This window comes from Oscillibacter valericigenes (assembly GCF_016902445.1).
GTDB classification, from domain to species: domain Bacteria; phylum Bacillota; class Clostridia; order Oscillospirales; family Oscillospiraceae; genus Oscillibacter; species Oscillibacter avistercoris.
On record NZ_JACSNX010000006.1, the window covers coordinates 66,643 to 80,525 of the forward strand.

Below are 13,883 nucleotides of genomic sequence, written 5' to 3' on the forward strand. Positions count from 1 at the left end.
TATCCGAATGTGCCGGCCAGAGCAAGACCGGAATACGGGTCTGTGTCCGTATCCGGTCACCGCGCGCACTGCCGCCGTCTCCCACCCTGCCCCGTTTGGCGCACCGCTTCTGTATCCGACATCTGTGAGATCGTCCCGGATCTGTGCTATACTTGCCACAAAAGCAAGCTGTGCGCCTCTGAAAAGGCTCCGGGAAAAAGCGGCAGGCCCACGGCCATCTTTCACAGCGGCTTTCTTTTTTATGGATGGATTGAAACGGAATCTCCGGTACGAACGAATATACCTGATGAAAGGCGGTGAGGCGATGGAGCAGGAACAAAAATGGATCAGAGCCATCCAGCGGCGAAACTCCCGGGGTGCGGCGGAGCAGCTGATCCGATCCTACTATGACGAGATCTACCGCTTTGTCTGCCGCCAGACCGGAAGCAAGGAGGACGCCATGGACCTGACCCAGTCCATCTTCATCGCCGTCCTGCGGGCATTGCCCAGCTACCGGGCGGAACGGGCGTCCTTCCGCACCTGGCTCTACCGCATCGCCGCCAACAAGGTCATCGACGCCCGCCGGAAGGCCCGACCGGTCTCCCTCCCCATCGAGGAAATGGAGCTGCCGGCGGCGGAGGACTTTGCGGCCCGCGTCCATGACCAGGCCCTGCTGGAGGCCATCGAGGCCTATGTCTCCGGCCTGGACCCCGAGGAGCAGTCGGTGTTCCGTCTGCGGATCTACGGGGAAAAGACCTTCCCGGAGATCGCCGCTGCCCTGGAGGAGCCGGAGGCGGCGGTGAAATCCCGCTACTACCGCCTGATGGGGCGGCTGCGAAAGGAGTTTGATGCAGATGTGTAATCAAAAAATTCCGATGCCGACAGAGGCGGAAAAGCAGCGGGCCATTGCCCGGATCCTGGACGTGAGCCTGTCCCCCCGGCCGAGCCTGGGGAGGGAGCTGCTGGAGACCCTGCGGGCCGTGGGCGTCCCGGTGCTGTTCTTCGGCACCTGGGACTGCCTGGCCCTGTCCCTGCTGATCTGGGCCCTGTCCCTGCTGCCGGCTCTCGTTTTGGCCGGCTCCACCGGTTCTTTGGCACCGGCATTGTTCCTGTTCTCCCCCCTGCTGTATGCCGCCCTCTCCCTGCTGACCGGCTGGAAGGATTTGCAGACCGGCCTCTGGGAGTGGACTTGGACCTTCCGGGTCTCTGCCCGGATGGTGGCGGCCCTGCGGATGCTGGGTTTCGGTGGTGTGTCCGTGCTGCTGTGTGTCCCGGCCAATTGGGCACTGTGGCTGCTCACCGGACAAGAGAGATCTTTTGGTTGGATGCTGGCCCTGTCATTGGCCAGCCTGTTTCTGTACGGAGCCCTCTCCCTGCTGTGCCAGCGGCTGCGGGGGCCTGCCGGATGGCTGGCAGCGCCGGTCTGCTGGGTCCTGCTGGGCCTGGTGCCGCTGATCTGGCCCCGGGCTGCGGAGTGGCTGACGGCCGTTCCCACCGTGGTATTCTGTCTGCTGGCCGCCGCCGGGATCACAATGTACCTTTTGGAACTGCGCCGCTTCTGCCGGCGCCCGATGGAAGGAGGCGTCTCCTATGCTTTCCGTTGAGCATGTGACAAAGAAGTACGGACAATTCACCGCTCTGGAGGATATCTCCCTGACCTTTACCCCCGGCGTCTATGGCCTGCTGGCCCCCAATGGGGCGGGCAAGACCACCCTCATCAAGATGCTCACTACGTTGCTGTTTCCCACCAGGGGACAGATCCTGTGGGAGGGGGAGGACATCCAGGCCCTGGGGGCGGAGTACCGGGGTCTGCTGGGGTATCTTCCCCAGCAGTTCGGGTACTATCCCAACTACACGCCCCGTCACTTCCTCCGCTATGCCGCCGCCCTCCAGTGCATCCCGAGGCGGGAGGCGGACGGCCGCATTGACCAGCTGCTGGAGACGGTGGGACTCCGGGACATAGCAGACAAAAAGATGAAGAAGTTCTCCGGCGGGATGCTCCAGCGGGTGGGCATCGCCGTGGCCATGCTGAATGACCCGCAGCTGCTGATCCTGGACGAGCCTACCGCCGGGCTGGACCCCCGGGAGCGGGTGCGGTTCCGGAACCTGATCCACGCCCTCTCCGGGGAACGTATCGTCATCCTCTCCACCCACATCGTCTCGGACATTGAGACCATCGCCGGGCAGATCATCATGTTCCGGGACCACCGCCTCTACTGCTGTGACAGCCCTGCCCACATCTGCGCCCAGTTCCAGGGCCAGGTGTTCCAGCTCCCCGCCGGGACATCATTGGCTCCGGGGCAGTTCCTGCTCAGCGAGGGGCAGGGGGCGGACGGCCCGGTGCTCCGGGTCCTCTGCGAGATGCCCCCTGTCAATGGGACACCGGTGACACCGGGGCTGGAGGACGCGTTTCTCGCCATCTACCGGGAGGGGCAGCCATGAATCTGGCGGTCTATGAGTGGCGGAAGCTTTTCCGCCTGCCGGCCTTGTGGGCCTTTCTGGCTCTGTGCCTGGCCTTCAACGCCCTGCTCATCGCCGGGCTCTCCCCCTATGACCGGGCGTTCTTCAACGAGACGTCCGCCGCGGCGGAGGCCCTGGGCCAGCGGGTGGATGAAGATTTTCTGGCCGGTCTGGACGATATGCCCGCCACGGAGAACCGGGACCTGCTGCTCCAGTCCGTCACCGGGATGGAGGACATCTTTGAGACGTATGACACCGGGGAACTTGCGGATTTCTACGCCGGTGTGGTGGAAAAATCCCCCACGGCGGTAAAGTGGATGACCTGGAAATACGGTCTGCTGGCGGAGCGGGTGGAACATCTGGCCCAAACCGACGCGGCGATGGATTTGTATGCCGGTCCCGCTACCTATGGAAGCCACCAATTCTTGTTTGGCTCCCTGTTTCGGGCCGTCCTGTGCGAGAGCGCCATCCTGGCCATGCTGGGGACGCTGTACCTACTGGGCTACGAGGGGATGCACCGCACGGAGGGCCTGGCCTGCTCCTCCCGGACAGGGCGGCGCCTGCGGCGGCTCAAGGTGCTGGCGGCTCTCCCGGCGTCGGCGGCGCTGTACGGCCTGCTGGCGGTCTGCACCCTGGTGCCCTATTTCCTGCTGTACGACTACGGCGGTATCTGGGATGCCAGCGTGTCCAGCCAGTTCAACTATTTCTCCGATATGCTGGTGGTGCGCCCCTTCCTCACCTGGGGGGACTTCACCGTGGCCCAGTACCTGGCCGCCGTTTTGGCTCTGGGGGCGGTGCTGACGGCGGTGTTCTCCCTGCTGGCGTCGGTGTGCGGAACGCTGGTGCGGAATCCCTATCTGGCCGCGCTGGTGCTGGGGATCCTGTGCTTCGGCGGGATGGGGCTGGTCTCCGCCTTCGGGGAGCTGGGCTGGTGGGCGGCGTATCTCGTGGCCTGCTTCCAGCCGGTGATGATCTGGCTCTCCTGCAGCGCCTGGTTCACGGAGCTGGGGCTCAACGCCGTCCTCCCCTGGCAGGAGACCATCGCGGCAGGACTCAACCTGCTGCTCTGGGGCGGCGGAGCCCTGCTGGCCATCCGTCGATTTGACAGAAAGGATGTGTCCTGATGGAACTTTGGAAATGGGAGCTGCGGAAGATCTGGCGGCCCGGCATCCTGGCGGCCATTCTCCTGCTGGGGGCGGTGTACTACTGGATGTTCCCCCAGTTCTACATCGAATATTTCTGCAACGGGCCCAGTGGGGAAGCCCAGTTCGATCTGGCCTCCGACTGGGTGGCGCGGTACGGTCCCACCCTGGAACCGGAGGAGCGGGCGCAGCTGGACGGACAGCTGGCGGAGGAGATTGGCTCCTTTGACCAACAGATTTCCTCTATCCCGGAGGCCTCGGCGGCAGGACTGACGGACTATGAATCTTTTCTCTCCTTTCGGGAGGAGTACCTGAATGGCGTGCTCAATGCTGACGGCCAAGCGGATATGGACACGGAATATCTGCTGAACCGGGTGTACGGCGGCACCAGCTGGTATACGATAGCCGTACTGGAGCAGGCCATGGAGGCCTATGACACCCAGGCGGAGCGCCGCGCTCAGGCCGTCTCCAACCGGCGGGAAGCGGGCCAGCCGGAGGCCATGGTCCGGCGGGAGGCGGAACTGGCAAGCGCAGAGATGGCCCACTCCCTGCTGCCGTCCTCCGTGAAACACTCCACCCAGGAGTACGGCAAGGATCTGGCGGTGTGGTGCGTCCTCAGCATCGTGCTCCTGCTCTCCCCCACCCTGGTGCGGGACCGGCTGCGGAACACCCGGCCCCTGCAGTGGGCCTCCCGCCGGGGACGGGCCATTTTGAGCACGCAGATGGGAACTGCCCTGCTCTCCGCGCTGGTGCTGACAGCGGTGAATGTGTCAGTCTACGCCGTCCCCCTCCTGGCTCAGGGGCCCCTGCGGTTTGCCGCCTGCGGGCTGGACGGCATCTGGGAGTGGGGCACCCCCTGGTTCGACTGGATCTACGGCACCTATCTGCTGGTGCTGGTCGGGCTGCTCCTGGCCCTGTCCCTGGGGGCCGCCGGGCTGACGGTGTTTCTCTCCCAGTACAGCGGCAGCTACATCGCCATGCTGCTGAAGGCCGTTCCCCTGTTCGTGGCGGTGGGTGCGGTGCTGGGCACCTGGCTGCTGGATATGCCCTTCAGATTCCGCAACCTGGGCAACGGCGCCGTCTGGCTGCCCCGGGGCATCGAGGCCGCTGCGGCGGCCGCCCTGCTGGTGCTGGGGCTGAGTCTGTGTATTCTTTCCTGCCGGCAGCAAAAAAGGCGGGAGCTGCTCTGAAGGCTGGGGCGGCTGAAATGTCCCGTCGAAGCCAGCAAGCAAATTTACTTTACATTTGCTTCATTTCAATTATTTTTCATTTTCAAAACAAAAAGGCACCTCCGGATCCATTCTCCAGAGGTGCCTTTGTTCCGCTCGTTCAGGCGCGCGTCAGGCCTCCTGATACAGCTCCAGAATGGCCCCGTCCTTCCAGACGAAGGCCAGCCGGTCGCCCTTGTCGTTGGCGGCCATGGGGCCGCAGATGACCGAGTCGGCGTCGGCGATGTAGTGCTCCAGATCGTCCACCTTGTAGGCCACGTGGGGGTTGCGGTGGATCTCCTCCGGGAAGGGGGTGCCCTCCTCGAATTTCAGGTACTCGATCTTGTAGTCGTAGTCGTCCACATTGCTGACCCAGAACTTGGCCCCCTCATTGTAGACCATGCCGGGCTTCTTGTTGGTGATGGGGATGCCGATGTGCATATAAGTGGCGGACATAGCGATTCCTCCTTATTTGGCGTTCTTGACTTCCTGGTAGACCTCATAGGCCTGCTGGGCGGTGTAGCCCTCGTGGACCACCTTGCCGATGGCCTGGGCCATGCCGGCGGGGCAGTCGGACTGGAAGATGTTCCGGCCCATGTCCACGCCGTGGGCGCCCTGGTCGATGGCCTTGTAGGCCATCTCCAGCGCCTCCAGCTCGGGCAGCTTTTTGCCCCCGGCGATGACGATGGGCACCGGACAGGCGGCGGCCACCCGCTCAAAGCCGTCGCAGAAGTAGCTCTTGACGATGTTGGCCCCGTTCTCGGCCAGCACCCGGGTGGCCAGCAGGAAGAACTTCTCCGTGCGCTCCATCTCCTTGCCCACGGCCACCACGCCCAGGGTGGGGATGCCGTACCGGGCGCCGGCGTCGGCGGTGCGGCACAGCAGCTCCAGGGAACGGCTCTCGCCGGAGGCGCCAATGAAGGTCTGCACCGTCATGCAGTCGGCATCCATGCGGATGGCGTTCTCAATGTCGCAGGCGATGCCGCCGCCGTTGGACATGTCGTCGTAGAGGACGGTGGAGTCGTAGGTCACCCGGACGCAGCGGGCCACCCGCTGGGCGGGAGAGATGCAGGAGCGGATGACCCCCTTGGTGCCCATCAGCACATCCACATAGGGGATGAGGGGCGGGATCACCAGGTCAATGCGCTCCAAACCGGCGGTGGGGCCCATGATGTAGCCGTGGTCAAAGGCCAGCATCACCGCATTGCCCGACTTGGGGTTGAACATGCGGGCCAGGCGGCTCTTCATGCCAAAGTCACAGTTGGCCGCACCCCGGACATAGAAGCCCTCCTGGGCCACGGGCACGTCCAGATGGTAGTCGTGGGCGGCCTTGTTTCCGATATTGTCTGCCATGGCTTACTCCTTGCTGTACGCGGGGGTGTGGCAGGGGGTGTTCCAAAGGCGGATGAACTCCTCGTCCCACTTGGCGATATTCATCTGGAAGCCGCCGGCCTCCTGCACGGTGAGGATCTCGCCTACCATGCTGGCCACCACCTCAATGTCCCGGGCCTTCAGGAACTCCACCGTGTCCTTGAACAGCACCAGCATCTCCATGGTGGTGGTGGCGCCGCAGCCGTTGATCATCACAAAAGTCTTGTCCCCGGCCTTCAGGTCCAGGGCCTTGCACAGGGCCCCGGCCACGTGCTCCACGGTGTCCTTGGAGGACATCATGGGCACCCGGACGCCGCCGCCCTCGCCGTGCTGGCCGGCGCCGATCTCCATCAGGTCGGTCTCCTCCAGGTCGCCGAAGGACATGCCGTTCTGGGGGTGGGTGGCGTCGGTGGACTTGACGGTGAGGGAGGCCATGCTGTCCGCGTAGCGCTGGGCGATCTCCGCCACCTCGTCTAGGCTCTTGCCCTCCCGGGCGGCCGCCGCGGCGATGTGGTACAGGGCCACCGCGCCGGCCAGGCCCCGCTTGTTGTCCTCGCCGTTGGGGTCGTACTGGATCTCCTCGCCGGTGACCACCTGGCGTACGTTGAGGCCCGCCTTCTTGGCCAGCTTCATGGCCTGCTTGCCCGCCAGCTGGTCGCCGGCGTAGTTCAGGGTGAGCAGCAGCACGCCGTGGCCCTTGTCCGCCAGCTTCATGGCGTCAAAGACCAGCTGTCCGTTGGGGGCGGCGAAGATGTCGCCCACCGCCTGGACGTCCAGCATGCCCTTGCCCACAAAGCCCGCCTGGGCGGGCTCGTGGCCGGAGCCGCCGTAGGTGACGATGGTCACCCGGTCCGCGCCGGCCAGGTCGTGGCTGACAACCAGATGGCCGTCCACGTCCAAAATGTCGGGGTAGGCCAGGCCCAGACCCACCAGCTCCTCGTCGGTGATGGTCTCAGGGGCGTTGATGAACTTCTTCATTTTCATTGCGGAAATCCTCCCATTCAAAAATAGATCACGCTGCAATCAGGCCTGTGCCAGTCCCTGGAAGAATCGGGCCATGGAGACGGCTCCGGCGTCCGGGGTCCCGATGGTCTGGGTGCCGTAGCTCTTGGCCCGGCCGAATTTGGACACGAAATTTTTGGTATTCTCCGCACCGGCTGCTGCAGCCGCGGCCGCAGCAGCAAACAGGGCATCTTCATCGCTGCCTTCATAGGCGGCGATGGCCTCGCTGGCGGGGATCAGGGCATCCATCATGGTCTTGTCCCCCACCTGGGCGCCGGACATCTCATTCAATTCCTCCAGCGCCTTGGCAAAGATGGTCTGGATGCCGGGAACATCGATTTCCTCCCCTTCCGGCGCTTCTTCCTGCAGTCCGTCCAGCCAAGTGTTCCACAGGGGCACGGCGCTGCCGCCATTCAGGGACATGACCGCCATGGCTGCGTCGTCCAGCATGGTCTGGATGCCGCCGTCGGCGTCCTCTACCGCCTCTGTAATGGCCCTGGCGATCTTGGCCATGGTCAGGCCGTGATCTGCATCGCCGAACTTGGAGTCGATCTCCGTCAGCTCCTGTTCGGCAGCCATGACAGATGCACAGGCATTCAGCAGCCGGGATGCAAACTGTTCTCTCGTCATGTGCTGTCACCTCCTTTGGCTCTGTGATCCGATCAGCAGTCTGTTACATCTGTCCAAACTATACTTCCTATAGTAACAAATGTCAATTTTCAAAATTAATTTTCCATAAATCACACAGAATATTATAAAAAAATATGTTCAAATCAGATAAACCGATGCCTCTTATCAAAGAGGCATCGGTTTAAAAAGTTACATATGTTACTTATTCTCCAAGTAATTCCTGTACAAGGTCCGCCCGTGCGACGATGTGGGTCAGGATCCCGGTGTTCAGCGCGCCCCGCAGGGCCCTGGCGCTGGTATTGGCAGAGCAGACTCCGATGATCCGGGGGCACTGCTTCAGGGCCTCCATGGGGATCTGGATGGCGAAATCCTGGTCGGACTGAATGACGGTGCCCGCCTCGTTGAAGTAGTAGATCAGCATTCGGCCGCAGGCCCGCTGGTCCTGGAGCAGGCTCCCATACCGGACCAGGGAGGCAAAATCCGGGCTGGAGGGGTAGTCGCCGATGTTCACCAGGGCCGTGTCGATCTGTTCCCACTGCTGGCAGATCTGGCGGTAGATCTCGGTGGAGCACAGCAGCTGCCGCTCCTCCAGGCTCTCCGGCAGGGCGGGCAGGTAGAGGAAGTGGGGGACGGCGCCCAGCTGCTGGGCCATCAGGCGGACGTTTTCGTTGGACTGGTAGTTGCGGGCGGGGACGCTGGCGTTGCCCACCAGGGGGCAGATGTCGGTGATGGCGCTGTGAGGCTGGGGGTGCTGCTCCAGCCAGGTCACCAGCTGGCCGATGAGGTAGCCCCAGCCCACTCCCAGACGACGGGCACCGATCTGCCGCAGCAGCTCCACAGCGCCCCTGGAGAGGCGCTGATTGGTCTCATCGTTCTCCGCCCCGTCCTCTACCAGGATGCCGCCCTGGACCATGCCGGCGGTCCTCAGCCGCTCCAGCAGGCTGTCCTCCCGGCACTCCGGGTCGTGGATGCGGATCTCCACCACGCCCAGTTCCCGGGCCTCTGCCAGCAGGCGGCTCACCATGGGACGGGAGATCCCCAGCTCCCGGGCAATGTCGCTCTGCTTCTGATCCTCCAGATAATACCGGCGGGCCACATGGGCCAGACGTCTCTGCTTTTCCAGCTTCACCGGATCTTCCCTCCCACATGTTACATATGTTACTTTATAGCATAAAGCGTATCGGGATGCAAGGGCCCCTTCGCAGCGCGCTGGAACGGTCGGGCGCGCTGCGAAGAAAAATGCGGCGCCCTGTCCGAGGACAGAGTGCCGCAAAATTCAAAGGATGGAGAGCCACTGCCGGGACTAATGCGGGTACAGCGTCTATCGCCCGCTCCCCCACTGTTCGGCTGCCTGCCGCAGGGCCCGCACCACCGGCAGCTCCTCCCCGGTGAGAAAGCGGATCAGGGCCCCGCCGCCGGTGCAGATGTAGTTGATCTGCGCCGTCTTGCCGTATTTTGTGGTAGCGGTAATACTGTCTCCGCCGCCCACCACCGTATAGGCCGCTGTATCTCCCAGGGCGTCCCATACCGATTTGGTGCCCAGCTCCGTCTCCGCCTGCTCAAAGACCCCCATGGGGCCGTTGACGAACACGGTCTTCGCAGCGCGGATGATCTCCTGGTACCGGGCCGCCGTTTCCGCGCCGATGTCCGTGAGGGACACCTCCGGCGGGATGCTGCCCAGGGGCGCCTCCGCCCGGCAGCCGTTCTCTACCCAGGCACCGTCCACGGGCAGACAGATCTTCTCCCCGTACCGGGCCAGCAGATCCCGGGCCGTGTCGATGAGGCCGCTGTAGCCGGACTTCTCAATAAAGGCCAGACTGCCCTCCCCGATGTTCTCCCCCCGGGCGGCCAGGAGGATGTTGCCCACCAGGCCGCCGGTGAGGATGGTGTCCGCCGCCCCCTTCTCCAGGACGCTGGACATCATCAAAAAGGCGTCGGACACCTTGGCCCCGCCCAGCACGAAGACGCAGGGCCGCTCCGGCTGCTCCATCAATCCGGAGATGACGCAGTACTCCTCCTCGAACAGCCGGCCCATGGCGGAGGGCAGCACCTGCTCAAAGCCGCACAGGGAGGGCTGGTCCCGGTGGGCAGCGGCGAAGGCATCGCACACATACAGGTCCGCCAGAGGCGCCAGCTTCCGCACCAGCAGTGTCTGGGCCTGCTGCTGGTGGGTCAGCTTCAGGCTCTTTTCGAACAGCGTCTGCTCCTCCGCCAGGAAGCGCACGTTGTCCAGCAGGAGGATCTCCCCCTCCTCCAGGGCCTGGATGGCCGCACGGGCGGCGGGACCACACACGTCGTCGATCCACTTCACCTCCCGGCCCAGCAGGCGGCGCAGGACCGCCGCGTGGGGCTCTGTGGACCAGTAGTTCTGATACTCGATGTCACTGCCCTGGTGGGCCAGCAGGACCACCCTGGCCCCCTTGTCCGCCAGCTCCCGGACTGTGGGCACGCAGGCCTCGATCCGCTTGGTGGAGCGGAGGGTCCCCGCGGCCCGGTCCACCGGCTGGTTGATGTCCACCCGGCAGAGGACCGTCCTGCCGGAGACGTCCCAATCGTCCAGGGTAAAGATACCGAATCGCATGGCAGCTCTCCTTTACTGGGCGTTCTTGAACCGCCCGATCTTCAGATAGCGGTTGGTGGCGGCGGTGCCCTCCTCCCGTGTGGGCTGCATCCGCAGGGCCGCCCGGACGGCATCCATGGTCTCCGGGATGGTGACACTCTCCTGTGGGACGTTGATGGCGTACATGATGTCATTGCCGCTCTCCACCACGGAGTCCGCCCACAGGCCGATCTCGTACATGTCGCCCCGCCGGTTGCCCAGGTCCCGGGCGTACTTGAAGAAGGAAGCGTTGCCCTTGAAGCCGGCATCCACCGTCACCACCCGGATCCGGGGATGGGCGGAGAAGGCGGCCAGGGCCTCCTCCCGGGTGATCTTCCGGCCGTTCCTACCGGTGGCCACCACGGTGATGATGTGGCCGTGGGTCACCGGCGTGTGGACCAGGATGCCGGTGGCGCTGATGTGGGGCATGATGGTCATCAGGTCCAGGGCCTGGTGGGTGGGCGCCTTCTCCATCTGGAGGGCGTTGGTGAGGCCCCGGTGGTAGTCGCCGGGGTCCGCCACCCGGCGGATGATGGTGATGGCTACCTTTTCGATGCCAAAGGCCCGGTCCAGGCAGTCCACGGAGCGGATGAGGCCCGTGGTGTTGCAGGAGGTCAGCTTCAGGTAGTCCTGCCCCAGGCCCTGCTCGTAGTTGGCGTAGCCGTGGAAGAACACGTCCGCCACATCGTTTTTCTCGCCGCCCTGGAAGATGGCCTTGACGCCCAGCCGCTCATAGATGGCCTTGTTCTTGGCCCCTACGCCGGCGGGAGAGGAATCCAGCATGATGTCCACGCTGCGGCACAGGTCCTCAAAGGTCCCGGCCACGGGGATGTCCATGGCGGCAAAGGCGGCGGGATCGGCTCCCTCCACCAGATAGAGCTTGTACTCCACGCCGTTGGCGCCGATCATGTCGTTTTCCCGCAGGGCCTGCAGGGACAGCGTGGGCGCCAGGTCCGCAATGCCCACCAGTTCCATATCTTCCTGAAGGGCAACGCCGTCTGCCAGCCGCTGTCCGATGGTGCCGTAACCGGCTACTCCTACACGAATCTTTTTCATGGTCATCCTCCTGAGATCTTTCGAAATTCGGGTCTGCCGGGGGACGGGCGAGCCGCAGGCCGCCCTGACGCCGCAGTGAACTAAAATCGATTGTAACTGCGTTTTTCAAAAAGTCAAGAAAAGATAAATATTTCACATATTTTGCGTTGAAATTGCACTTATATGACGAGAAAAAATGTTGGAAAAGTCAAAAAATGCAGAAATTTCGGTAGTTATTTCACAAACGATCCTGGCAATTTTTTCACAAGAAAACCGGCGTCTGTTCCGGCCGCATCATACGCTCCTCCCCCGGTCAGGGACCGCCGGAGCTGCCCTGCCTCCGGACCGGCGGCAGCCTCCGGCAGATGCTGCGGGAATTTTTACAAAGACTTCATGCTTCTTCGTCCCGGATCTGATAAAATATGAAATTATATGAAATTAGAGATTATCCGGCGGCATCTGCTCTGCCGGAGCTCTGAAGGGAGTGAGGCGCTTTGAAGCAGATGAAAAAGCTTCTGGCATCTGCGCTTGCGTGCCTGCTGCTGTGTCAGGGGGCCGCATCTGCAGCCGGCGGCGATGCCGGCCAAGCCTGGAGCCGTCCGGAGGGGGACGGCAGCTATATCACCATCCGTGTGTCGGGAGAGCCCGGCATGGCCTTGATCGATACCTTTGACCTGGCAGTCCGGTATGCGGACACCGGAGAGCCGGTGGCGCTGTCCAGCGCCTATCTGGACGGGTATCTCTTCGCCACTGTTCCGGCAGAGAACGCAGACCGTCCGTTGGAGGTGTTCAGGGGCGATGATCCGGTCTGGACCGACCTGCGGGAGCAATACCTTGCGGCCAATGGATCCAGCGATCTTCAGATCCGGGGGGTGGTCCGCGGCGACAACGCCGGCCGGCTGAAGCAGGATGCGCCCCTCACCAGGGCGGAGGGTGCCGTCCTTATGGCCCGGCTGCTGGACCTGCAGCCGGCGGAGCGGCCAGGATACAGCGATGTGTCCCCGGACACCTGGTATCATGAGGAGGTCTCTGCCGCCGCTGCAGCCGGTCTGTTTGCGGCGGACGGCCGGTTCCTGCCGGACCAGGCCATGACGCGGGCGGAGTTCACCGTCCTGCTGGCCCGGGCGCTGTCGTTCGTCGGCTGGCTGGATATCCCGGCTGAGGGTAACCTCTCCGGCACCGGCCTGATGGACGCGGAGTCGGTCCCCTCTTGGGCGGCTGGTGCCTACCAGGCGCTCTTCGCATGCAACCCGGGGATCGCGCCCGTCACAGAAAAACCTACCGGAGCCTACCACTGGGAGGATGCCCCCGTGCTGGGCGACTATGCCGAGCCGGAGAACCCCATCACCCGTGGCGAGGCGATCACGTCCATGAATCAGGCCATGCGCTGGGTGCCTTGCTATCCCACAGAGGCAGCCATCCAGTTTGGCCTGGATCGGGAGATGCCGGTGATCGATGGGTCCACCTCTACCTATCCCTATACCCAAGGGGTCTACAGTGTGCTCTTCACCAATGGAACGGCGCATCCTCAGTTCCCCAAGAGCCACTCCAAGAGCTTTGCGTCCTATGAAAGGCTGATCCGCGGAGAGGCGGATGTCCTGTTCGCAGCCACAAAGGCGTCCGCAGAGCTGGAGTCGCTGGCCGCAGAGCAGGGCGTGGAGCTGCAGTACATCCCCATCGCCTATGATGCCATGGTGTTCTTCACCAACCTGGAGAATCCCGTCAACGGCCTGACCCGCCAGCAGATCCAGGACATCTATGTGCGCAACGCCTACAGCAGCTGGGATCAGGTCGGCGGACCGGAGGCAAAGCTGCTGCCATACTGCCGCAATACAGACAGCGGTTCCCACGCCCTGATGGAGCGGTACTTCCTGGAGGACGGGAAGCTGTCTCTGGCCTCGGAGATCCTCCAGGGGAATGTATCTGTTGCCATGTCCTCCGCTCTGACGGACGTAGCCTCGGCGCTGTCGCTGGACCCGCCTGCCTATGCCATTGGCTACAGTGTCTACGCCTATTACGGCAGCTATGAGGAGATGATGACGGACGTGACTCCAAACAAGCTGAAGCTCCTGGCTGTTGACGGCGTGCTGCCCACCGCTGAGACCATTGCTGACGGGACCTATCCTCTGGCGGACTATAACTACATCGTGCTTCGCAGCGATGAACCGAAGGACTCCCCCGCCCGGCGTCTGGCGGAGTTCATGGTCAGCGACGCAGGACAGCAGGCTGTGGCTGACTCCGGCTTTCTGCCGCTGGCCGTCAAATGACCCTGGAACCACACACCCTGGACGAGGGCGCGGAGATGCCCCTGTACCAGCACCACAGGGCGCCGGATATTTGCCTGGCGCCCTGCGGTGTTTAGCGGCTGTGGAGCAGAACAGGCCCGGATGGTCTCCCGCCGCCTGGGCGGCCTGTCTACAGGATGCACCGGAATCCCGTTTCCATGTCTTCACCGCG

At 63.4% G+C, this 13,883-nt stretch carries 13 protein-coding genes; 6 read left to right on the forward strand and 7 right to left on the reverse strand.

Translation table 11 applies throughout. The features are described from left to right. The first annotated feature begins 304 nt into the window (after positions 1 to 304). From H9X91_RS06555 to H9X91_RS06575, 5 genes are read left to right on the forward strand one after another with little or no spacing between them, the layout of a single operon-like run. A complete protein-coding gene (locus H9X91_RS06555; RefSeq protein WP_204803711.1) occupies positions 305 to 841 on the forward strand; it encodes an RNA polymerase sigma factor in 537 nt (178 codons plus the stop codon). Then, a complete protein-coding gene (locus H9X91_RS06560; RefSeq protein ID WP_204803713.1) occupies positions 834 to 1,583 on the forward strand; it encodes a hypothetical protein in 750 nt (249 codons plus the stop codon). The genes H9X91_RS06555 and H9X91_RS06560 overlap by 8 nt, the downstream gene beginning before the upstream one ends. Further along, positions 1,570 to 2,421, forward strand: a complete 852-nt coding sequence (locus tag H9X91_RS06565) for an ABC transporter ATP-binding protein (RefSeq protein ID WP_204803715.1) — start codon at positions 1,570 to 1,572, stop codon at positions 2,419 to 2,421. Before H9X91_RS06560 ends, H9X91_RS06565 begins: the two co-directional genes overlap by 14 nt. Beyond that, a complete protein-coding gene (locus tag H9X91_RS06570; RefSeq protein ID WP_204803717.1) occupies positions 2,418 to 3,563 on the forward strand; it encodes a hypothetical protein in 1,146 nt (381 codons plus the stop codon). Before H9X91_RS06565 ends, H9X91_RS06570 begins: the two co-directional genes overlap by 4 nt. Then, on the forward strand, positions 3,563 to 4,771 hold the full coding sequence (locus H9X91_RS06575) for a hypothetical protein (RefSeq protein ID WP_204803719.1): 1,209 nt from the start codon (positions 3,563 to 3,565) through the stop codon (positions 4,769 to 4,771). Before H9X91_RS06570 ends, H9X91_RS06575 begins: the two co-directional genes overlap by 1 nt. Positions 4,772 to 4,921: 150 nt before the next feature. Here H9X91_RS06575 and H9X91_RS06580 read toward each other — a convergent pair whose 3' ends face one another. From H9X91_RS06580 to H9X91_RS06610, 7 genes are all read right to left on the reverse strand, one after another. Further along, positions 4,922 to 5,245, reverse strand: a complete 324-nt coding sequence (locus H9X91_RS06580) for a VOC family protein (RefSeq protein ID WP_087292014.1) — start codon at positions 5,243 to 5,245, stop codon at positions 4,922 to 4,924. 12 nt (positions 5,246 to 5,257) lie between these two features. Next, complete coding sequence (gene lsrF, locus H9X91_RS06585; RefSeq protein WP_204803722.1) at positions 5,258 to 6,142, reverse strand: 3-hydroxy-5-phosphonooxypentane-2,4-dione thiolase; 885 nt, start codon at positions 6,140 to 6,142, stop codon at positions 5,258 to 5,260. Between the two features lie 3 nt (positions 6,143 to 6,145). After that, positions 6,146 to 7,144, reverse strand: a complete 999-nt coding sequence (locus H9X91_RS06590) for a dihydroxyacetone kinase subunit DhaK (protein WP_204803724.1) — start codon at positions 7,142 to 7,144, stop codon at positions 6,146 to 6,148. 39 nt (positions 7,145 to 7,183) lie between these two features. Further along, positions 7,184 to 7,792 carry a DAK2 domain-containing protein gene (locus tag H9X91_RS06595; protein ID WP_204803726.1) on the reverse strand — a complete coding sequence of 203 codons (609 nt, stop codon included), beginning with the start codon at positions 7,790 to 7,792 and terminating at the stop codon, positions 7,184 to 7,186. Between the two features lie 202 nt (positions 7,793 to 7,994). Further along, a complete protein-coding gene (locus H9X91_RS06600) occupies positions 7,995 to 8,921 on the reverse strand; it encodes a sugar-binding domain-containing protein (protein WP_204803729.1) in 927 nt (308 codons plus the stop codon). A gap of 192 nt (positions 8,922 to 9,113) precedes the next feature. Continuing rightward, positions 9,114 to 10,373, reverse strand: a complete 1,260-nt coding sequence (locus H9X91_RS06605; RefSeq protein ID WP_204803731.1) for a phosphoglycerate kinase — start codon at positions 10,371 to 10,373, stop codon at positions 9,114 to 9,116. Between the two features lie 12 nt (positions 10,374 to 10,385). After that, a complete protein-coding gene (locus H9X91_RS06610) occupies positions 10,386 to 11,447 on the reverse strand; it encodes a type II glyceraldehyde-3-phosphate dehydrogenase (RefSeq protein WP_204803733.1) in 1,062 nt (353 codons plus the stop codon). Between the two features lie 482 nt (positions 11,448 to 11,929). Here H9X91_RS06610 and H9X91_RS06615 point away from each other — a divergent pair, with 482 nt between their 5' ends. After that, entirely contained in the window at positions 11,930 to 13,693 is a 1,764-nt protein-coding gene (locus tag H9X91_RS06615; RefSeq protein WP_243414468.1) for a PstS family phosphate ABC transporter substrate-binding protein, read from the forward strand. Positions 13,694 to 13,883 lie beyond the last annotated feature (190 nt).

Coding starts and splice junctions, on each gene's coding strand:
- H9X91_RS06615 (WP_243414468.1), top strand. CDS start 11,930: ATGAAAAAGCTTCTGGCATCTGCGCTTGCGTGCCTGCTGCTGTGTCAG.
- H9X91_RS06565 (WP_204803715.1), top strand. CDS start 1,570: ATGCTTTCCGTTGAGCATGTGACAAAGAAGTACGGACAATTCACCGCT.
- H9X91_RS06605 (WP_204803731.1), bottom strand. CDS start 10,373: ATGCGATTCGGTATCTTTACCCTGGACGATTGGGACGTCTCCGGCAGG.
- H9X91_RS06570 (WP_204803717.1), top strand. CDS start 2,418: ATGAATCTGGCGGTCTATGAGTGGCGGAAGCTTTTCCGCCTGCCGGCC.
- H9X91_RS06590 (WP_204803724.1), bottom strand. CDS start 7,144: ATGAAAATGAAGAAGTTCATCAACGCCCCTGAGACCATCACCGACGAG.
- H9X91_RS06610 (WP_204803733.1), bottom strand. CDS start 11,447: ATGAAAAAGATTCGTGTAGGAGTAGCCGGTTACGGCACCATCGGACAG.
- H9X91_RS06595 (WP_204803726.1), bottom strand. CDS start 7,792: ATGACGAGAGAACAGTTTGCATCCCGGCTGCTGAATGCCTGTGCATCT.
- H9X91_RS06560 (WP_204803713.1), top strand. CDS start 834: ATGTGTAATCAAAAAATTCCGATGCCGACAGAGGCGGAAAAGCAGCGG.
- lsrF (WP_204803722.1), bottom strand. CDS start 6,142: ATGGCAGACAATATCGGAAACAAGGCCGCCCACGACTACCATCTGGAC.
- H9X91_RS06580 (WP_087292014.1), bottom strand. CDS start 5,245: ATGTCCGCCACTTATATGCACATCGGCATCCCCATCACCAACAAGAAG.
- H9X91_RS06555 (WP_204803711.1), top strand. CDS start 305: ATGGAGCAGGAACAAAAATGGATCAGAGCCATCCAGCGGCGAAACTCC.
- H9X91_RS06575 (WP_204803719.1), top strand. CDS start 3,563: ATGGAACTTTGGAAATGGGAGCTGCGGAAGATCTGGCGGCCCGGCATC.